Source organism: Krasilnikovia cinnamomea, assembly GCF_004217545.1.
Taxonomy (GTDB): domain Bacteria; phylum Actinomycetota; class Actinomycetes; order Mycobacteriales; family Micromonosporaceae; genus Actinoplanes; species Actinoplanes cinnamomeus.
Genome location: NZ_SHKY01000001.1, coordinates 6,366,353 through 6,385,596, shown reverse-complemented (window position 1 = coordinate 6,385,596; position 19,244 = coordinate 6,366,353). Strand labels below are relative to the sequence as shown.

The window sequence follows — 19,244 nt, the reverse complement described above, 5'->3', positions numbered from 1 at the left end:
GCCGCGCCCGCCGCTCGCCGGCGTCCGTCAGAGCGTGACCGGGACATCCTTGGTGTCGCCGGGCTTCGCCGCCTTGAAGACCTCCGGGATGACCACCTGCACGGCGGCGCGTCCCTTCGTCGTGTCCGGAATCATGAACGACACGTAGCCGTCCGGCACGATCGCCGAGGTGTACAGCGCCTCGCTGGGGTAGTCGGTGGGGCCGACGGTCGTGCCGTCCGGCATCTTCAGGCGCAGGTTGCCGGAGCCGAAGCCATACCCGTTGCCGCCGTCCAGGTGACGCTGCAGGTCGACGCCACACGCCAGCATCGTGTAGCCCTTCTTCGCCTGTTCATGGGAGGGAACGACGTCCGGGCGCAGCTCACAGTTCTTGAGCCACACGCTCATCTCGTGAATCCGCACCTCGTGCGATCCGGCCAGCACCATGCGTGGCTCGTTGGCGACGAGCGTCCCGGCGGATCCGAGTGGGACGCGGGCCTGGGTGTTGTTCGCATTGCCGACGAGGATTTCGCCTGAGCCGAAATCGCCGGCGAAGGTATTGCCATCCAACCGGAAGGCCACCTTCTGCCGGCTCTTCTGAAGCCCGCCGACCAGCGTCGCATCCTCGAAGTAGCCTTCGTACTGGTGGCCCCCCACGGACAGCATGAGGCCCACATCGGGCGTGTAGTCCCGTTTCGACAGATTCTCGGCCAGGACTTCCCCGGTGAGCTGGGCGCCGTCTTCCTGCGGATCGAAGGTCAGCGTCTCGAACGTCCATTTGAAGCCCAGGTACCAGACGGTCTTTCCGACGGTGAGCGTCTGCTTGGCCGGCTGCGCGGGCGACGCCTCACCCAAGGACGACCGAGGGGGCTCGGACGAGGACTCCTTCTTGGAGCCCAGACCGCACCCGGCGACCACGGCTGCGGCAACCACGACAGCCACGAGCGTCGCGGTCGAGAATCGCCCAGTACGGGGAGCTGAAGATTGATTCACCACGCGAACGGTAGGTAGCGCGACTCGCCCCGAGCAAGCGTGATCGGGCACCACATCATGCCCCATCAGGCAATGTCGAGAAGCCGGTAACGCCGGGAACATGATTCGACCGTTCCGGTTCTGACAGACGACGTGTAGGGCACTTCGCCTTGTTTACACGTCGCGAGGGCTTCGGGCACCATATGTGAGGCCCCGGTATCGCGGCCGATCCCCGGTACGTCGATCATCTGGGGTTGTCATGAGGCGTGACCAGCCGCCGTTCCTGCTGTCCCGGCCCGACCACCCCGGCATGTCCGGCGGACAAGTGGTCACCGTGGTCGGTGATTTCGACACCGGTCTGGTCGAGGCGGCCGTCTCCGGCCGCTGGGACGCCGGGCTCAAGACCACCGCGGCCGGACTGCTGCGCGCCTGCCTGGTGGGTGAGCCCGCCGGTGTGCTCGTCGACCTGCAGGGCCTGGCGGATCCGGGCGGGGCCAGCGCCGCCCTGTGGGCCGCCGCCCGGCTGTGGGGTGCACGGACCCCGGCCGTGCCGGTGGTGGTGTGCCTGCCGCCCGCGGCACCGCTGGCCGGGGTCCTCGCCCGGCGCGACACCGGCTGGGACCTGCCGGTCTACGCGTCGGTGCCCGAGGCCCGCGCCGCTCTCACCGCCGGCACGGCACGGTTGGAGCGGCTGGTCCTGCACCTGGAGCCGGACGGCAGCGTCCTGTCCCTGGTCGCCGAGATGCTCGGTGAGGCGTGCACCGACTGGGGGCTGCTGCCGTTGTACCGTCCGGCCTGCGCGGTGCTGACCGAACTGGTCGCCAACGCGATCGAGCACGCCGGCACGTCGATCGACGTGGCGGTCACCCGCCGCCGGGCGGGGTTGCACCTGGCCGTACAGGACGGTGATCGCCGGTTCCCGCGCGGGCCCGGCGACGTCAGGGGTGATCCGGGTGATCCCGCCCGGCGCGGCTACGGGCTGCGCCTGGTCCACGCCGCGACGGCCGCCTGGGGTGCCCTGCCGACCCGTACCGGCAAGATCGTGTGGGGCACGCTCGCCATCGCGGAGGCCACCGCCGACCGGCCCCGCCAGCCGGCCGCCAGGCCGCTCGCGGCACCCCGGCACGGCAGCCGGCGCTGACCTCCGCCGGCCGCACCCGGGTACGAACGCGCACGCCGCAGCCCGAGCCCGGCCGCACCGCAGCGGCATCGCCGTCCGTCAAACGCTGGGACAGTGAAGCTCTTCACTGTCCCAGCGTTTGTCCATTCCGGACGCAGTTGCGAGCATCGCGGAGTGGGAGAGCGCATACGGCTCGTGGACTACGTGGTGAACGAACTGCTCCGGGCGGGCGTCCGGCACGTCTTCGGCGTCGGCGGGGCGAACATCGAGGATCTCTACGACGCGGTGTACGCGACCGCCGGGCGGCTGCGCGGGGTGGTGGCCAAGCACGAGTTCTCGGCCGCGACCATGGCCGACGGCTGCGCCCGGTGCACCGGACGGCTCGCGGTCGTCGCCGCCACCTCGGGTGGCGGGGCGATGAACCTGGTGCCGGGACTCGCCGAGGCGTACGCCTCCCGGGTGCCGGTGCTGGCCCTGGTGGGCCAGCCGCCGACCGGCCAGCAGGGGCGCGGGGCGTTCCAGGACTCCAGCGGACTGGGCGGCTCGTTCGACGCCCGGGACGTCTTCGCCCCGGTGTCGCGGTTCTGCGTCCGGGTCGACGAGCCGGACGCGATCGTCAAGGCGTTGCCCGAGGCCGTGGCGGCGGCGCTGGCCGAGCCGCGCGGCCCGGCGGTGCTGTTGCTGCCGAAGGACGTGCAGCAGGCCGGGGTCGAGGTGCCGACGCCGCCGGTGGCCTTCGCTTCGGCGATCCCGGCGGTCGCCGACCCGGCCGTCCTCGCGCGGGCCGCCGCCGTGCTGGCCGGTGCCCGGACCGCGCTGATCGTCGCGGGCGAGGGGGTCGCCGCCGGGGGTGCCCGCGACGAGCTGGTCGCGCTCGCCCGGCGCCTGGGCGCGTGGGTCGCGGTCACCCCGGACGCGAAGGACGTCTTCGACAACGCCGATCCCGCGTTCGCGGGGGTGGCCGGGGCGATGGGCCATGCCAACGTCGCGGGTTGCCTGGGCCGGGCCGAGGTGTGCGTGCTGGTCGGTACCCGCTTGCCGGTGATGGCGCGGGCCGGGCTGGAAGCGGCGCTCGCCGCCACCCCGGTGGTCTGCCTGGACCCGGAGCCGCCGTTCGTGCCGGGCCTCGCCGTGGGCGGTGCGCTCCGGCCGGCCCTGCGCGGCCTGCTCGACCGGCTGCCGCCCGGCGGGCGGGCCTGCCCGCCACACGCCGGCCCAGCGCCACTGGCCGCAACAACCAGCGCCAGGACAGCCGACGCCAGGGCGGTAGCCGGTGCCGGGGCGGTGGGCGGTGCCGGGGCGGTGGGCGGTGCCGGGGCGGTGGGCGGTGCCGGGGCGGTGGGCGCGGTGGCGGCGGCGTTGCCGCCCGACGCCGACGTCTTCGTCGACGCCGGCAACGCCGGTGCCACCGCGATCCACCTGCTGCCGGCGCCGCCGCGCGGCCGGTTCGTGGTCGCGGTCGGCATGGGCGGGATGGGGTACGCGTTCGGCGCCGGGATCGGCGCCGCGCTGGCCAGCGGCCGGCGCACGTACGTCCTCGCGGGTGACGGCGCGTTCCTCATGCACGGCCTGGAGGTACACACGGCGGTGGAGTACGGCGCCCCGGTCACCTTCGTGATCTTCAACAACAACGCGCACGCGATGTGCGTGACCCGGGAGCGGCTGCTCTACGGCGACGCCTACAGCTACAACCTGTTCCACCCGGTCGACATCGCCCGGGGGCTGGCCGCCGCGAGTGCGCGGCTGCCGGCGACCGCCGCGGACGGCCCCGACGAGCTGCGCGCCGCGTGCGAGCGCAGCAACGCGACCGCCGGGCCGGCCCTGGTCGCCGTCGACCTGGACCCGGCGGAGCTGCCGCCGTTCGGCCCCTTCCTGGCCGCCCTCGGGCGGCCCGCGACCGCACACACCACGACCGACGAAGCGGAGGCGTCCGGTGACCGGATCCATGTTGGCTGACGTACCCGGACTCATCCGGGTGGAGAACACCGCGCCGGAGGACATGCTGGCCCGCTGCCTGGAGCTGACCCACTCGGTCTACCCGCACGACCAGGTGTACGGGCGGTTCTGCACCGTGCAGGAGTACGTCGACTGCCCGCCGGAACAGGTCTACGACTACCTGCGCCACGGCCACCATCTGCAGGAGTGGACGTACAGCGTGCGGGACTTCGCCCCGGCCGGCGAGCCCGGACTGTGGGTGGGCCGGGACCGGCTGGCGGAGCGGACGCCGATCTACTGCCGGGTGCTCGCCAACGCCGACGCGATGACCGTCGACTATCACTGCGCGTGGGATCAGGGCGAGCGGCTCTGGATGATCTACCTGATGCGGGTGGTCCCGGCCGCGCTGGTGCTCGACCGCCCCGGCTCGGTGATCACGTGGACGAACTGCCGGCATCCGTACTACGACCACAATCCCCGTCCGGACCTCGCGCCGCGGCCGGACCGGCCGTGGGTCGGCGACTACTGGGACCTGTTCTACGCCGGGCACGGCATCGAGCTGGCCAATCTCAAGTCGATCCTGGAGTACCGGCACGCCAACGGACTGCCGGTCAGCGTCCCGCCGACGGTGGCGGCGCCACGGTGACCATCACGGTCAGCCTCACCGACGTCGCCGGCTACCTGCCCGGCGAGCCGGTACCGGCGGAGTTCTTCACGCGGTGTCCCGGCGCGGATCAGAGGTTGCGTCGCAGCGTGATGTTCGCGGCGCCGCCGTACCGTCATCATGTGGCGCCCGGCGACACCAACGTGGACCTCATCGAGCGGGCCGTCGCGCCGCTGATGCGGCGGCACGGCGCCGCCGAGATCCGGCGGGTCGACGTGCTGCTGGTGCACTGCCAGCTGCCGGATCTGCCGTTCGTCGGGGCGGGCACCGAGGTGGCCCGCCGCCTCGGCCTGGCGCCGCGGTGGCTGCTGGACGTGTCCAACGGCGGATGCGCGTCGTTCGTCTCCATGATCGAGCTCGCGGCCCACCTGCTGCGCACCACCGATGCCCGCACGGCCCTGGTGTGCAACGCCCAGACCGTCGCCGGTCAGGTGTTCACCCAGCCCGCGGTGCGCCGGCTCGCCCAGGCCGCGGTTCCCGGCGACGGCTGCGGCGTGGGCTATCTGACGACCTCGGCGGCCGCGCCGCTGCTGGCCGTCGCGACCCGCCACATCGGCGAGTACGCCGGCGACATGACGCTGGCCTGCGACTCGGACCGGCGCTACTTCGAGCCGGGGCTGGACCCGATGCGGATCGGCTTCACCGAGGCCAGCATCGGCCGGGTCTTCGCCCGCGGCAACCGCCTGGTGCCCGAGCAGGTCGCCGAGGTCTGCCGGGAGGTCGGCGTCGGCCCCTCGGCGATCGACGTGCTGGTCACCAACCAGCCGAACCGGGCGTTCCTGCGCAACTGGCGGGAGGCGCTGCAACTGCCCCCGGAGCGGCACCTCGACACGTTCGAGGAGTGCGGCAACCTGTTCGGGGCGGCGATTCCGGTCACTCTGGACCGGGGGATCCGCTCCGGCGCGGTCCGGCCGGGCGACCTGGTGGTGCTCGCGGGCTTCGCGCACGCCGGCGACTACGCGGCGGCCGCCGCGGTGCGCTGGGGCGGCTGACGGTCAGCGTTCCGAGACGGCCAGCGAGACATCCGGCGCGGGAGCGAGGTGGGGCGGCGGCGCGCAGGCGAGGGCCCGCAGTGCCGCCTCGACCCTCGCCGCCACCGGGCGGCGGTGACGCCGTACCCACGGCAGCTCGGTGAGCGCGTCGAGCAGCCCGCCTCGAGAGTCGCGGCTGGCCAGGGACCGCAACGCCGCGCGGGCACCGACGCTGAGCGGCCGGCGCGTCCAGGCGGTGAGCAGGGCGTTGCGGGCCTCCCGCCGGCGCCGGGCGCCCGGGTCCCGGCCGGTGGACTCCGGAAAATGCCGCACCACGAGGGACGGCACGTACGCCAACCCCCAGCCGGCGCTCGCGAGGTCCATGGCCAGCAGCGCCTCCTCGCCGTACATGTGAAGTTTGGGTTCGAAGCCGCCGACCGCCAGGAACGCGTCGCGGCGCACGACGGCGGCGCATGCCAGAAAGCCCAGCACCGACGGACCCGGCAGGTCGCGGGGCACCCCGAGCGGCGCGGCGGCCATCTGCCGGGAGACGGCGTCGAGGCGGCCGTCCTCGCCGGCAAGAACCCGCCCCGTCAGCAGCGCCGCCCGCGGATGCGCGGCCAGCAGCCGTGCCGCGGACGCCAGCGCGTCGCTCTCCCAGTAGGAATCGTCATCGGCGAAGGCCACATACGGCGTCTCGGCGGCCGCCACGCCGATGTTGCGGGCGGCCGCGCCCGCGTTCTCCCGCAGGCGGATCACGCGGACGTGGGGAAAGCGGCTCTCCACCATCTCCGCGGTGCCATCCTGCGAACCGTTGTCCACGACGATCACCGGGGCCGTGTGCCGGTCCAGCAGGCGCACCAGCTGCTGGCAGCGGTTTCGCGTGGCGATGACCACGGTTACGGGAAACACGGCGGATGACGTCCCTTCCGTCTTGACACCTGCCTTCTCAGCCATCCGGGGCTGCCTTTCGGCGGGCCCGGTCCGCTGCCGGTGCAACCCTGTACCCCCGGTCGGCGGTCCGAAATCATTCGTCACTCCGCGTAATTATGCGAATAGATCACGAGTCGGCAACGAAGCCTGAATTGATCTTGTGATGGCCGGGACGACGCCGAACAGCACCCTCCGGATGGCCGTAGACGTGAGGTGGATTCCCGGCGCGCGACGTGCGCCCCGGCGGACGGTGCCACCTGATCCGGCCGAAAGGGGCCTGTGAATGGGACCGTTGTCAGCATCGTCGCTGAACCGGCGGCGGTGGGCAGCAGCCGCGGGCGGCGCCGTCGTCGTGGTCGCGGGACTCCTCACCGCGCAGGCACACTCCGCGCCGAAGCCGGAGAGTGTCGTCAGCGCCGGGGACCCGACCGTCGCGCGCGAGGAACTCGCCGACTACGACTCGCGTGACGCGCTGAACGCCGCCCGGGCCAAGCAGCCGGCGGTCGCGACCAAGAGCGCCAGTGTCGCCGTGCGGCGCCTGGCCGCCGCGGTCGAGCCGGGCAGCCCCGTCCGCAAGCTGCGGGACAAGCTGGGCATGCAGGGCGTCGTCGAGATGGACCGGGCCACGGGTACGCCGCGCCGCGTCGCCAAGATCGACGGGTTCCTCACCGGTGTGGTGAAGAACCCGATCCCCACCAAGATCGCCCTGGACTACGTGAAGGCGAACTCGGCGGTGTTCGGCCTCAATGCCACTGAGGTGGGCCGGCTCAAGCTGCGCCGGGACTACGTCGACGTCGCGGGCACCCACCACCTCAGCTTCGTGCAGAGCGTGGGCGGCGTGCCGGTGTTCGGCAACGGCGTCAAGGCCCACGTCGCCAAGGACGGGCGGCTCATCCAGGTCGACGGCTCGCCGGTCGCGGAACTGCCGGGCAGCCCGGGCAGGGCCAAGCTGAGCGCCGAGAAGGCGCGCGCCGCAGCGGTCCAGAACGTCTTCGGCGACTCCAGCGCCGACGTCGTGAGCCGGGCCGCCGGCGTGACCACGTTCTCCGACCAGGGTTCTGCGAAGCTGGTCATGTTCCAGACCGCCGCCGGCCCGCGCCTGGCGTGGCAGACCGTCGCGATGGACGAGGGCTGGATCCACGTCATCGACGCCGCGGACGGCACGGTGCTGTTCCGGCAGAGCATGGTCGCCGAGGACGCCTCCCTCGTCTGGCCCAACTACCCGGGCGCGCCGTCCGGCGGCCAGCAGGTCACCGTCGACCTGGCCAGGTGGCTGCCGAACGGCTCACCCCGGCTGGCCGGCAACATCGCGCACGTCTACACCGACATCAACGACGACAACCGGGCCAGTCCCTCCGAGGAGGTGAGGCCGACCGTGAACGGCACCTGGAGGTACTGGTTCACGGACTTCAGCGCGCAGGTCGGCGGCAAGTGCAGCGCCGTGATCAAGTGCTCCTGGAACCCGGCGGTCCCGTACTCGTGGCGGAAGAACCGCAGCCAGTCCTCGGTGGAGCTGTACTACCTCCTCGGCGTGTGGCACGACCACCTCGCGGCCAACCCGATCGGCTTCGGCCGTGCCGCGGGCAACTTCGAGGCGATCGACGACGACGCCGTGCAGGCCGAGGCCCTGGACGGCGCCAACACGGACAACGGCCTGCCGGACTCCGACCACATCAGCAACGCCAACATGAGCACGCCGCCGGACGGCACCGCGCCGCGCATGCAGATGTACCTGTGGGGCGACCCGACCAACCCGGACGACGAGTCCATCGCGGGCAACTCCAGCGACGAGGCCGACACCGTGTTCCACGAGTACACCCACGGCCTGTCCAACCGTCTCGTCGTCGACGCCAACGGCGTCTCGACGCTGACCGTGGCCCAGTCCCGCGCCATGGGCGAGGCCTGGAGCGACTGGTACACGCAGGACTACTTCGTGGCCAAGGGCTACGAGAAGGACACCGCGAAGGAGGGCGACGTCCTCGTCGGCAAGTACATGTTCGGCGGCGCGACGCTGCGCAGCGAACCGATGGACTGCCAGGTCGGCAGCACCTCCCGGGCCTGCCCCGGCACGCCGACCGCGGGTCCCGGCGGTTACACCTACGGCGACTACGGCAAGATCTACTCCGGTGGTCCCGACGTGCACACCGACGGCGAGATCTGGGCGCAGACCCTGTGGGACCTGCGCAAGGCCATCGGCAGCGCGAAGGCCCGGTTCCTGGTGACCCGCGCGATGGAGCTGTCGCCGGCCAAGCCGTCGTTCCTCGACCAGCGCAACTCCATCCTGCAGGCCGACCGCGTCACCAACGGCGGCCGGCTGCAGGCGACGATCTGGAAGGTCTTCGCCCGCCGCGGCATGGGCTACTTCGCCGGCGCAATGGACGGCACCGACACCGACGTCGTCGAGGACTTCTCGCTGCCGCCCGCGGCCAACACCCCGCGCGGCACCGTGACCGGCACGGTCACCGACGACGAGACCGGCGCGGTCGTCGCCGGCGCGACCGTCACGTTCAGCGGCCACACCTCGGGCTTCGCCAACGACTACGTGACCACCACGGCGGCCGACGGCACGTACCGGATCAGCCGGGTGCTGCCCGGCACCTACCCCAAGGTGTTCGCCAGCGCGGCCGGCTACGACTCCGGCGTCAAGACCATCTCCGTCGGCGCCCGCACGAACGGGGTCGACTGGGCGTTGCGCCGCGACTGGGCGGCCACCTCCGGCGGCAGCAGCGTCGACAGCTTCACCGGGCCGGACTTCACCACGGCCCGCTGCGGCCCGAAGCACCTGTTCGACCAGTCGTACGGCACCGGCTGGGGCTCGGAGGTCACCGACCCCACCGGCTACCACGTGGTGGTCAAGCTGCCGCAGGCGGTGGACATCACCGAGCTGACGCTCGACGCGACCGCGACCTGCGGTGACGCCGGAAGCGCCTCGACCGGTTTGTTCCGGATCGAGACGTCGCCCGACGGCACCACCTGGACCGTGGCCGCCAACGGCCAGTTCACCGCGGCCAACCGGAACCTGGCCAACCCGGTTCCGCTGACCGCGGGAACGACCGACGTGCGGTACCTGCGGTACACGATGCTGTCGAGCCAGGCGCAGGACCTGGGCGTGTGCGCCACCCCGGACGCGAACTACTACAGCGGCTGCTCCTTCATGGACTCGACGGAACTCGCCGTCTACGGCACCCCGTCCTGATCCGCACCGCCACCGGCCCGTCCCGCACCCGCGGGGCGGGCCGGTGGCGTACCGCTGGCCACCAGCGCCGCCTGGGTGCGGGAGGACAGGTCCAGCTTGCGCAGGATGTTGCTGACGTGGGTGCGCGCGGTGCGTTCACTGATGAACAGCGCGCGGGCGATGTCCTTGTTCGCGTACCCCTGGCCGATCATCGCCAGCACCTCGCGTTCGCGGGCGGTGAGCCCGCTCAGGAGATCGGCGCCCGGTTCCGTGCTGCCCGGTTCCGTGCTGCCCGGTTCCGTCCTGCTCGCTGGCGGGGTGTGGGCGGGGCCGCGGGGGGCCCGCCGCACGCCGACCACCACGTAGTGCAGCAGCAGGAGCGCCGCCCACAGCAGAGCGAGCCACAGCGGCCACCAGTAGTCGGCGCCGTAGTCGCGGGGCAGCGGATCGCGGTCCCGGACGCCGAGCCACAACAGGATCGTGGCGGTGGTGAGCACGGCGAAGACGCCGGCATGGGCCCGCCAGCCCCGGTCGCGCCAGGCGCGGCGCCACGGCCGGTCGACCTCCGGGAGATCACCCAGCACCGTACGGAGGTCGGCCCGGGTACGTGCCCGGCGTACGGCGGCGGTGCGCGCGAGCAGTTCGTCGCCGCTCAGCCGTCCCGCCGCGCGGTGTGCGCCCAGCTCGCCGATGGCCGCCGACCGGTCGTCGTCGCTGATCCGGTAGTGATCGTCCACGCCATTCATCATCCCCGATCGTGTGGCCCGGAGCGCCCCGCCGGCGCCCGGAACCCAGCTCGGCGGCGGTGCGTACGTCAAATGTCGCGTCCGGATCACCGCATTGCGCCGATGTGTCGGGACGCGCCCCGGAGCCAGCCTTGGTCTGCCCGAAACAGACCGGAGGACTCCAGTGATGAGTGGCTACCTCGCCGTCCTGTTCGCCGCCACCCTCTCGGCGGTGCTGCCGATCTCGCCGATCGAGCCCTACCTCGTCGGGCTCGCGGCGACCGGACACCAGACCGCGGTGCCGCTGAGCATCGCCGCCGCGGCCGGGCAGAGCACCGGCAAGCTCCTGGTCTTCCTCGGCGCGCGGGCCGGGCTGCGCACCGGTCGCGTCCAGCGCTGGTACGCGTGGGCCACCCGGCGCATCGCCCGGGTGCCGGACCACGCACCCGCATACCGGTGGCCGACCCGGTGGCGGCGCGCGGTCGTTCGGCCGGTCGGCGCCGCGGGACGCCGGCTGACGGCCGTGCTCGACCGCCCGGCCTGCACCGCACCGGTCGTGTTCGTCAGCGCCGTCACCGGGGTGCCGCCGCTGCTGGCCACCAGCGTCTACGCCGCGCGTACGCCGATCGCCGCGCCGCTGTTCACGCTCGCCTGCCTGCTCGGGCGCTCGCTTCGCTTCCTCGCCATCACCAGCGCCCCGCTCCTGTTCATCGACCAGGCGCCCTGACCGCGATCGTCCGGTTGGGCGACCGGCGAACCTGCGACACCTCCGACGCCAGGCAGTCCCCCGCTAGAAAGCGGCGATTCCTCATCAAGACGATCCGGATCGCAGGGAGATGGCAACGTGCCTGCACCCGGCGGTCGGTATCCATATCCCGTGACCCGTGAAAAGGCAGACGATTCAGGTGCCGTCGCCAACCGCTGGTACCTCGCCGTCGGCGGGCTCGTCGTGCTGGTCGGCACGGCCCTCGACCTCGAGGTGCGCCTGTGGGTGTACGTGGCGGTCGCGGCCTCGGTCATGGGGGCCATCGCGGTCGGTGTGCGCTGGCACCGGCCGGCCTGGAGCGCGCCGTGGTGGCTGATGGTCGCGGCGGTGGCCTCGTCGTTGGTGGCCAACGCCGGCTGGGCGTTGGCGCTCACGCCGGCGGGGGTGCCGCGGTTCCCGTCGTTCGGTGACCTGTTCTACGCCCTCATGCTGGTGCTGCTGGTGCTCAGCAACTACCGGTGGGTCCGTCCCGGGCAGCGCCGCGGCGGTGCCGTGGAGGGCGCCATCGTGGCGCTCGGCGGTGGCGCGGTCTCGTGGACGGTCGTCATCGAGCCGTTGCTGTTCGACGGCCGGTTCAGCGGGCTGCGGCTGGCCAGCTACCTCTGCTACGCCGCCATCGACCTGGTCTTCCTGGTGCTGACCGTACGCATCGTGGTGGTCTCCCGGGTACGCACACCCGCGTACCGGCTGATGGTCGCCGCCAGCAGCCTGCTGATCACCACGAACACCGTGAACTTCGCCGGGCTGCTGTCCGGCACGGACCTCGACCGGCTGGTCGCGCTGGGCTGGCTGGGCTCGTACCTGTTCATCGGCGGTGCGGCGCTGCACCCTTCGATGGCCCGCAGCACCGGCACCGTCACCCGCAACCCGGTGCCGACGTCGCGTGGCCGGCTCCTGCTCTACGTCACCCTGATCCTGGCCATCGGCGCGCTGACCGTCACCAGCCTGGCGACCGACCGTGGCGGCAACTCGCCCCGCACGATCGGGCTGGTGCTGCTCGGCGGCGCCATGTCGATCATGCTCATCGTCCGGATGGCGCAGCTCGCCGCGCTGCTCAACCGCCGTTCCCGGTTCGACGGCCTCACCGCGCTCGGCAACCGGGCCCGCCTGCAGGACGGCCTGGACACCGCGGGCCACCGGGACCAGGTGCTGCTGCTGGTCGATCTGGACGGCTTCCGGGACCTCAACGACAGCTTCGGCGACCAGATCGGCGACGCGGTCCTGGTGGAGACCGCCCGCCGGCTGCGCGCGGTCCTGCCCGACCGGGCCACCGTGGTCCGTATCAGCGGCGACGAGTTCGCCGTGCTCACCGACACCGCCGACGGCCTCGACGGTGCCGACGCCGCCCAGCGCATCCTCGACGGTCTGCACCACCCGTACCGGCTGCCGGGCATCCCGGCGCGACGCATCGCCGCCAGCATCGGTGTCGTGCCGCTGGGCGCGAACGCCCCGCGCCGGCACGCGCTGCGCGACGCCGACCTGGCACTGCGCAGCGCGCGGCTGGCCGGCGGCCAGCAGTACGCCGTGTACGACGCCGCCGTGCACGCCGAACGGCTCGCCAACACCCAGCTCGTGGCCGACCTGCACCGGGCCCTCGAAGACGGGGAGTTCACCGTCCACTACCAGCCCATCGTCGCGCTGGCGACCGGCGCCGTCGTGGAAGCCGAGGCGTTGCTGCGCTGGACCCGTCCCGACGGCACCAGCATCTCGCCCGGACGGTTCATCCCGCTCGCCGAGCAGAGCGGCGCCATCGTGGCCATCGGGTCCTGGGTGCTGTCCCAGGTCTGCGCCGACCTGCGCGACCTGCACCGCGACCACGGGCTGTCCGTGACCGTGAACGTCTCCGCCCAGCAGCTGCGTGACCCCCGGTTCGCCCAGCACGTCCTCGACCTGCTGGAGCGCAACGACCTGCCCGGCTCGGCGCTGATCGTCGAGATCACCGAGACGGTGCTCGTCACGTCGGTCGTCGACGCGGGCACCGTCACCGAACAGCTGCAGATCCTGCGCGATCACCACGTACGCATCGCCATCGACGACTTCGGCACCGGGTACTCCTCCCTGGCATACCTGCGCCAGCTGCCCGTCGACATCCTCAAGATGGACGGCTCCTTCACCGCGTTGCAGATCGAGGAAGGCACCGAGCGCGACCTGGCCTTCATCCGCGCGATCCTGGAGCTGAGCCGCAACCTCGGGCTGCAGACCATCGCCGAGGCGGTGGAGACCGCCGCCCAGGCCGACCGGCTGCGGGAGCTGGGCTGCGACCTGGCGCAGGGTTACCACTTCGCCCGGCCCGCACCGCTCGACACCCTGCACAAGATCATGCGCGAGCGCCGCGACCCGGCCGCCGCCGCACCGCTGACCCACGTCGAGCTGCCGCGGCCCGACCCGACCCTGACCGCGGCCAACAACGTCTCCTGACCCGGCGCACCGCCGCCACGGTTTCGCGCCGCGCTGACTGAGCCGCCACCCAGCGGGTATGTCAGCGGTCATGGCCGATCACACGCGTGCCGGGGTGCTGTTCGACGTCGACGGCACCCTGGTCGACACCACATACGTGCACACCGTCGCCTGGTGGGAGGCGTTGCGGCTCGAGGAGCGCGACGTGCCCATGGCGGAGATCCACCGGGCGATCGGCATGGGCTCCGACAAGCTCCTGGACCACCTGCTGGGCGGTGACCGCGACACGAGCCGCGACGAGGAGATGACCACCGCCCACGACACGCTGTACGCGACCTGGTGGGAGCGCCTGCGCCCGCTGCCCGGAGCCACGGACCTGCTGCGCGCCGTGGCCGGGCTCGGCCTCGCGGTGGTGCTCGCCTCGTCGGCCAAGGAGCGTGAGCTGGCGGTGCTGCGCCGGGTCCTCGGCGCCGACGACGTGCTGACGGCTGCGACCAGTTCCGCGGACGCGGACGAGAGCAAGCCCGCCCCGGACATCCTGGAGGCGGCCCTGGCACAGTCCGGCGTGAGCCCGGACCGCTGCGTGTTCGTCGGCGACTCGGTGTGGGACGTCCGGGCGGCCGCGAAACTGGACATCGCCTGCATCGGGCTGACATGCGGGGGCACCAGCGCCGCCGAGCTGACCGACGCCGGGGCGGTCGCCACGTACCGTGATCCGGCCGACCTGCACGCGGCGCTGGGCGGCAGCGCCATCGGGCGGCTCGGCCAGCGCTGACGCATTTCACCGGCCACACCCGCATGGCCGGGCCCGCCGAGGGGCACCAGACGAGCGTGCCACAGACCGATCTCGTCTTCGCCCTCCTCGGGGTGTCCGCGCTGCTCGCCGGAGTACTCCCCCGCGTCCTGGAACGCCGGCCGCTGTCGTTGCCGATCGCGTTCCTGGCGCTGGGACTGATCGTCTTCGCCCTGCCGCTGGGCCTGCCCGACCCGGATCCGTCGCGGTATCCGCGGCTCACCGAGCACCTGACCGAGGTCTGCGTGATCGTCGCGTTGATGGGCGCGGGGCTGAAGATCGACCGGCCGCTGGGGTGGCGCCGCTGGGCGTCGACCTGGCGGCTGTTGGCGGTGGCGATGCCGCTGAGCATCGCGGCGGTGGCGCTGTTCGGCTGGTGGTGGGCGGGGCTCGCTCCGGCCGCGGCGTTGCTGCTGGGCGCCTGCCTGGCGCCCACGGATCCGGTGCTGGCCTCGGACGTGCAGGTGGGCGAGCCCACCGACGTGGAGGACTCCGAGGACGAGGTCCGCTTCGCGCTGACCTCGGAGGCCGGTCTCAACGACGGGCTGGCGTTCCCGTTCGTGTCCGCCGCGCTGGCCATGGCCGCCGCCGCGGTCACGCACGAGCCGTGGTTCGGCGAGTGGGCGCTGCGCGACGTGCTCTACAAGGGTGCGGTCGGCGTGCTGGGCGGGCTGTTCGTGGGCAAGTTGCTGGGGCGGCTGTTCTTCCGGGCCCGGATGGAGTCGCTGCGGCTGGCCCGGCATTCCGAGGGCTTTCTGGCACTGGCGGCCACGTTCCTCGCGTACGGGCTGGTCGAGGTGGTCGGCGGGTACGGCTTCCTGGCGGTGTTCCTCGCCGCCCGGGCGATCCGCGCGGCCGAGCGCACCCACGAGTACCACCAGGTGCTGCACGACTTCGCGGAGCAGACCGAACGGCTGCTGACCGTGCTGCTGTTGCTGCTGCTGGGCGGGGCGGTCGGCTCGGGCCTGCTGGCGCCGTTGACCTGGCCCGCGGCGTTGACCGGCCTGGCGCTGATCCTGGTGATCCGGCCGGTGACCGGTTTCCTGTCGCTGCGCGGGGCGCCGGGCACCGTCGCCGAGCACTGGGTGATCGGCGCGTTCGGCATCCGCGGGATCGGCTCGTTCTACTACCTCGCGTACGCGACCACGCACGGCCACGTGCCGCACGCGGAGCTGTTGTGGGCGACCGTGGGGTTCGTCGTGGTGGTCTCGGTGGTGCTGCACGGGATCGCCGCGACCCCGGTCATGCGCCTGCTCGACCACGCGCACGAGCGGACGGGAACCCCGGACGGGCACAACGCCGCGTGACGAGCGCCGGCGGTGCGCCTCAAGCGGCGGCGAGGGCGACGAGCGCGACCAGCGGAGGAGCGGCCTGTACGACGGCGGCCCGCGCGAAGCGACGGTCGGTGGCCACGAGTACGGCGCCCGCGCCCACCATGCAGGCCCCGGCGAAGCCGATCAGGCTGGCGCCCACGACGGCACCGCCCCACACGCTCGCGCCGACGCCGCCGAGCATGCCGAGGGCCAGGAACAGGTTGTAGAAGCCCTGGTTGAACGCCATCGGCCGGATCGCGTCGGCGTCGCGCTGCGACGTGACCAGGAAACGCCGCCAGACCGCCGGCCGGGCAAAACGCAGGCTCTCCAGGATGAAGAACAGTACGTGGATGAGCGCGGCGGCGGCCGCGGCCAGCAGGGCGACTACGAGCATGGAGGCTTCCCCAACATTCCGTACCGATCGGTTCGGAAATATACTGGACCGATCGGTACGGATTCGTCAAGCGGGAGAGGCGATGGCGCGCACGAGGTCCTTCTCGGCGGCGGACGCGGTACGGGCCGCCCGCGACCAGTTCTGGGAACACGGTTACGAGGCGACCTCCATGGCCGACCTGGAGCGGGTTACCGGGCTCAACCGCTCCAGCCTCTATCCGGCGTTCGGCACCAAGCGCCAGCTCTTCGCGCTGGCCCTGGAGAGCTACCTGGCCGAGGTGGCGGGGCCACGCCTGGCGGCCCTGGAAACGCCCGGTGCCGGCATCGAGCAGGTCGTCGGCTATCTCGACTCGCTGGCCGCCGCGATGGCGGAGACCCCCGACCCCCTCGCCCGGCGTGGCTGCCTGGTCGTGAACACCATCACCGAGCGCGCCGCGCACGACCCGGACGCGCTCGCGGTCGCCGACGCCTACCGTGGCCGGCTGCTCCGCGCGTTCGCGGGCGCCCTAGCGCCGGAGACCGCCACGCACCGGGCCGAGTTGCTGACCGGCAGCGTGATCGCCGTCCTCGTCACCGCCCGCCTCGACCCGGCGGCGGCCGCCGGCCTGGCCCGCGCCGCCGCGATCGAGGCACGCACGTGGAGCTGAACCGCAGCGCGCCGTCGTCAGTGGACCTCCTGGTCAGGACCGGGACCGGTCCTGTTTCCACGACAGTGGACCGGGCAGGTCCACCCGGTGTGCGCGCGCCCTGGAATTCCACGACCAGCGGCCGATCTTGACGGTCCAGGACGAGAGTCCTCGTTGGGTGAAGTTCAGGATCAGCGGACCGAACTTCTTGCGACTGCGGTACATGATGCCCATCGGGATCGTCCTTCCGTGGAGAACTGGTGGACCGGAAGGTTTCCGAGAGCCGATTGCGGTAAACGCGGCTGTGGCCCTTGCCGCGAAGGGCCACAGCCACGGTGCCGCGCGGTCAGTGCCCCGTCGGGTACGGACGCGCCGCCGCGCTCGCCAACGCCATGAACGCGGGCCGGTTGAGGTTCCAGAAGCCCGACATGCACGAGTAGCGCGGGAAGAAGCCGCTGCACCCGGAGGAGCTCGGGCCCACCTCGATCGTGTAGCCGGGAACGCCCCGCGTGCCGTAGATCCAGTCGTCGGTCGCCCCCGGCGCGAAGTAGTTCAGGCCGCCGTCACCGTGCACGACCTCGTAGTGGTTGGACTGGCTCATGGCCGTGGCGATCGTCCGGAGGTCGTCGTTGTTCGGCGCGAGCGAGTTGGTCCACCCGTACGGATAGATGTTCAGCTCGCCGTAGCTGTGCAGGGTGAGGAACGTGCCGGTGGTGTCGGTGGTGGCCGGCGAGAAGTCGGCGCTGGGCTTGGTGTCGCGGTAGATGCCGGCCAGGAAGTTCTGGATGCCCTGCGTCTCCGGCTCGCTGGCCGCGCTCGTGCCCGGATAGGTCTGGCTGCACGTGGTGCCCTGGTTGACGTCCCAGTGGTAGCTCGAATTGCGGTTGAGATCGACGCCTCGGCCGGTGCCGGAGCATCCGTTGTCGTGGGCGTTCTTGCGCTGGGAGACGGGCCGGGTCGAGTTCGACGAGACGATGTCGACGCCGTCCGGGTTGGCGATCGGGATGACCCACAGCTCGGTGGTGTCCATCAACCGCGTCACGTCGGCGTTCGTGCCGTAGTTGTTCACCAGGTAGTCGATCCACATGTAGGCCAGCTCGCCGGTCGCGAGTTCGCGGGCGTGCATCTGGGCCATGAGCGTGAACTTCGGCTTCGTACCGTTGGTGCTGATCGCGCAGTCCCCGGCCTTGATCTTGGTGATGCACAGGGCCTGGATGTCGTGGCCTCCCCTGTTCTGGGTCTTCAGCCACGACTGACCGATGCTGCGCAGCACGACCAGGTCGGGATGCGCAGTGGCCACCTGCTGGTTGTGGGCCTCGTGCCCGGCCGCCGTGTGATAGCCGCCGTAGTACGTCCCGGCCGCCGCCCGGAACGACGCCGCCACCGGCTGGTGGAGCGGGCCGGCGTAGCGCACGGATAGGCCGCGGTGCCGCAGTCGCTGCGCGTCCGCGGCGGTCGCCAGGATCGGTACGCCGCTGTTCAGCGACCCTTCGAGTACGTCGTAGCCGCGCCGGGTGAGATCGGCGGCCAGCCCGGCCGTGGTGGCCGACGGCGACGTGACGTCGTAGTAGGCCTGTTCCGTGTCCGGCAGGGCGGCGGAGGCGCCGCCGGGCAGCGCCAGTCCCGCGCCGAGCAGGGGTAGCAGCACGGCCGTCACGGCGGCGAGCGACCTGCGCAGGCGCGACCGGCGGGAGTACGCGAACCTGGTCATCGGTACCTCGATCATCGGGTGGCCCGGCGTCACCGTGCACCGGGGCGTTGGATATCCACGATGATCGATGCATCCGCCCCCGTCAACATTTGTAACGCGGCGTCGGCGCCGTTTGCGCCACCACGGACTATATGACCGTGGTAGCCTCCGGCCGACGTAAAACGGACATATGCGTTGGCGTGTTTCGGGAGTGCGTCATGGCTTACCTCGTGGATTTCACCACCGTCTCGACCGTCGGCCTGGAGTCGTCACCGGTCGCGGACGCCCTGGCCGGCCTGCGGGCGAACGAGTCCCGCTATTTCAAGAACAAGTACGACCACGATTTCACGGTGCGGCCCGCGAGCGACGCGAAGGCGACCATCGACTGGATACACAAGATCCTGAAGGAGGAACGCGACATCGTCATCGCATCCCGCCCGCTGGAGGCCACCGAGTTCCAGGTCGAGAACATCCGCTGGGCCTACGTCTTCTACGAGAGCGGCCTGTCGATCAACGTGCTGTACACCCTCGACGACTCCGGAAAGCGGGCGGTCGGGTTCAAGCTCTCCGACGGGATGGACGTTCCCGGCGAGCTCGCCGAGAAGTTCAAGTTCGCCCGGCAGAAGTCGAAGCTGGCGGGGACGATCCGCGGCTCCTACTTCACCATCAAGAACGAGTACTGACCCCGGAGCGGACGGACCTTTGTAGACGGGGTGTCGCGCCGTTGGGGCTCGCCCGACCAGGAGACCTGCGCGGCAGAGGCCATGATGAAGCTCACAAGATCGCCGAGCG

The 19,244-nt window shown here is 71.8% G+C and carries 17 protein-coding genes; 11 read left to right on the top strand and 6 right to left on the bottom strand.

Translation table 11 applies throughout. The annotated features are described in order from the left end of the window. Nucleotides 1-27: 27 nt before the first annotated feature. Nucleotides 28-972, bottom strand: a complete 945-nt coding sequence (locus EV385_RS28770) for a hypothetical protein (protein ID WP_130512303.1) — start codon at nucleotides 970-972, stop codon at nucleotides 28-30. A gap of 238 nt (nucleotides 973-1,210) precedes the next feature. Between EV385_RS28770 and EV385_RS28765 the strand changes: the two genes are divergently transcribed. The 4 genes from EV385_RS28765 to EV385_RS28750 all read left to right on the top strand — a co-directional run bounded on the left by EV385_RS28765 (nucleotide 1,211) and on the right by EV385_RS28750 (nucleotide 5,662). Continuing rightward, complete coding sequence (locus EV385_RS28765; RefSeq protein ID WP_130512302.1) at nucleotides 1,211-2,092, top strand: ATP-binding protein; 882 nt, start codon at nucleotides 1,211-1,213, stop codon at nucleotides 2,090-2,092. A gap of 153 nt (nucleotides 2,093-2,245) precedes the next feature. Next, nucleotides 2,246-4,027 carry a thiamine pyrophosphate-binding protein gene (locus EV385_RS28760; protein WP_130512301.1) on the top strand — a complete coding sequence of 594 codons (1,782 nt, stop codon included), beginning with the start codon at nucleotides 2,246-2,248 and terminating at the stop codon, nucleotides 4,025-4,027. Beyond that, entirely contained in the window at nucleotides 4,017-4,652 is a 636-nt protein-coding gene (locus EV385_RS28755; RefSeq protein ID WP_130512300.1) for an SRPBCC family protein, read from the top strand. The genes EV385_RS28760 and EV385_RS28755 overlap by 11 nt, the downstream gene beginning before the upstream one ends. Then, nucleotides 4,649-5,662 carry a 3-oxoacyl-ACP synthase III family protein gene (locus EV385_RS28750; RefSeq protein WP_130512299.1) on the top strand — a complete coding sequence of 338 codons (1,014 nt, stop codon included), beginning with the start codon at nucleotides 4,649-4,651 and terminating at the stop codon, nucleotides 5,660-5,662. The genes EV385_RS28755 and EV385_RS28750 overlap by 4 nt, the downstream gene beginning before the upstream one ends. A 3-nt stretch (nucleotides 5,663-5,665) precedes the next feature. Here EV385_RS28750 and EV385_RS28745 read toward each other — a convergent pair whose 3' ends face one another. Next, nucleotides 5,666-6,553, bottom strand: a complete 888-nt coding sequence (locus EV385_RS28745; RefSeq protein WP_242625123.1) for a glycosyltransferase family 2 protein — start codon at nucleotides 6,551-6,553, stop codon at nucleotides 5,666-5,668. Nucleotides 6,554-6,857: 304 nt separating this feature from the next. On the opposite strand from EV385_RS28745, the gene EV385_RS28740 reads away from it, so the two are divergent. Beyond that, nucleotides 6,858-9,770, top strand: coding sequence for a M36 family metallopeptidase (locus EV385_RS28740; RefSeq protein WP_130512297.1), 2,913 nt, complete (start codon nucleotides 6,858-6,860; stop codon nucleotides 9,768-9,770). Here EV385_RS28740 and EV385_RS35830 read toward each other — a convergent pair. Further along, entirely contained in the window at nucleotides 9,752-10,486 is a 735-nt protein-coding gene (locus EV385_RS35830; protein ID WP_165449641.1) for a LuxR C-terminal-related transcriptional regulator, read from the bottom strand. The two genes, EV385_RS28740 and EV385_RS35830, sit on opposite strands and share 19 nt — an antisense overlap. Nucleotides 10,487-10,661: 175 nt before the next feature. Here EV385_RS35830 and EV385_RS28730 point away from each other — a divergent pair, with 175 nt between their 5' ends. The 4 genes from EV385_RS28730 to EV385_RS28715 all read left to right on the top strand — a co-directional run bounded on the left by EV385_RS28730 (nucleotide 10,662) and on the right by EV385_RS28715 (nucleotide 15,737). Further along, nucleotides 10,662-11,201 carry a hypothetical protein gene (locus EV385_RS28730; protein ID WP_130512295.1) on the top strand — a complete coding sequence of 180 codons (540 nt, stop codon included), beginning with the start codon at nucleotides 10,662-10,664 and terminating at the stop codon, nucleotides 11,199-11,201. 150 nt (nucleotides 11,202-11,351) lie between these two features. Beyond that, a complete protein-coding gene (locus EV385_RS28725) occupies nucleotides 11,352-13,658 on the top strand; it encodes a putative bifunctional diguanylate cyclase/phosphodiesterase (protein WP_130512294.1) in 2,307 nt (768 codons plus the stop codon). Nucleotides 13,659-13,728: 70 nt separating this feature from the next. Then, complete coding sequence (locus EV385_RS28720; RefSeq protein ID WP_130512293.1) at nucleotides 13,729-14,412, top strand: HAD family hydrolase; 684 nt, start codon at nucleotides 13,729-13,731, stop codon at nucleotides 14,410-14,412. 56 nt (nucleotides 14,413-14,468) lie between these two features. Beyond that, the gene (locus EV385_RS28715) at nucleotides 14,469-15,737 is read left to right on the top strand and encodes a cation:proton antiporter (RefSeq protein WP_130512292.1); all 1,269 of its coding nucleotides are present in this window, start codon (nucleotides 14,469-14,471) and stop codon (nucleotides 15,735-15,737) included. Between the two features lie 19 nt (nucleotides 15,738-15,756). Here EV385_RS28715 and EV385_RS28710 read toward each other — a convergent pair whose 3' ends face one another. After that, nucleotides 15,757-16,137, bottom strand: a complete 381-nt coding sequence (locus tag EV385_RS28710) for a DUF1304 domain-containing protein (protein ID WP_130512291.1) — start codon at nucleotides 16,135-16,137, stop codon at nucleotides 15,757-15,759. 82 nt (nucleotides 16,138-16,219) lie between these two features. On the opposite strand from EV385_RS28710, the gene EV385_RS28705 reads away from it, so the two are divergent. After that, entirely contained in the window at nucleotides 16,220-16,783 is a 564-nt protein-coding gene (locus tag EV385_RS28705; RefSeq protein WP_130512290.1) for a TetR/AcrR family transcriptional regulator, read from the top strand. Nucleotides 16,784-16,816: 33 nt separating this feature from the next. Here EV385_RS28705 and EV385_RS28700 read toward each other — a convergent pair whose 3' ends face one another. Both EV385_RS28700 and EV385_RS28695 read right to left on the bottom strand, forming a co-directional pair. Next, the gene (locus EV385_RS28700) at nucleotides 16,817-16,996 is read right to left on the bottom strand and encodes a DUF4236 domain-containing protein (protein ID WP_130512289.1); all 180 of its coding nucleotides are present in this window, start codon (nucleotides 16,994-16,996) and stop codon (nucleotides 16,817-16,819) included. Nucleotides 16,997-17,108: 112 nt separating this feature from the next. After that, nucleotides 17,109-18,473, bottom strand: coding sequence for a M14 family zinc carboxypeptidase (locus EV385_RS28695; protein ID WP_130512288.1), 1,365 nt, complete (start codon nucleotides 18,471-18,473; stop codon nucleotides 17,109-17,111). Nucleotides 18,474-18,670: 197 nt separating this feature from the next. Here EV385_RS28695 and EV385_RS28690 point away from each other — a divergent pair, with 197 nt between their 5' ends. After that, nucleotides 18,671-19,135, top strand: coding sequence for a phage tail protein (locus tag EV385_RS28690; RefSeq protein ID WP_130512287.1), 465 nt, complete (start codon nucleotides 18,671-18,673; stop codon nucleotides 19,133-19,135). Nucleotides 19,136-19,244 lie beyond the last annotated feature (109 nt).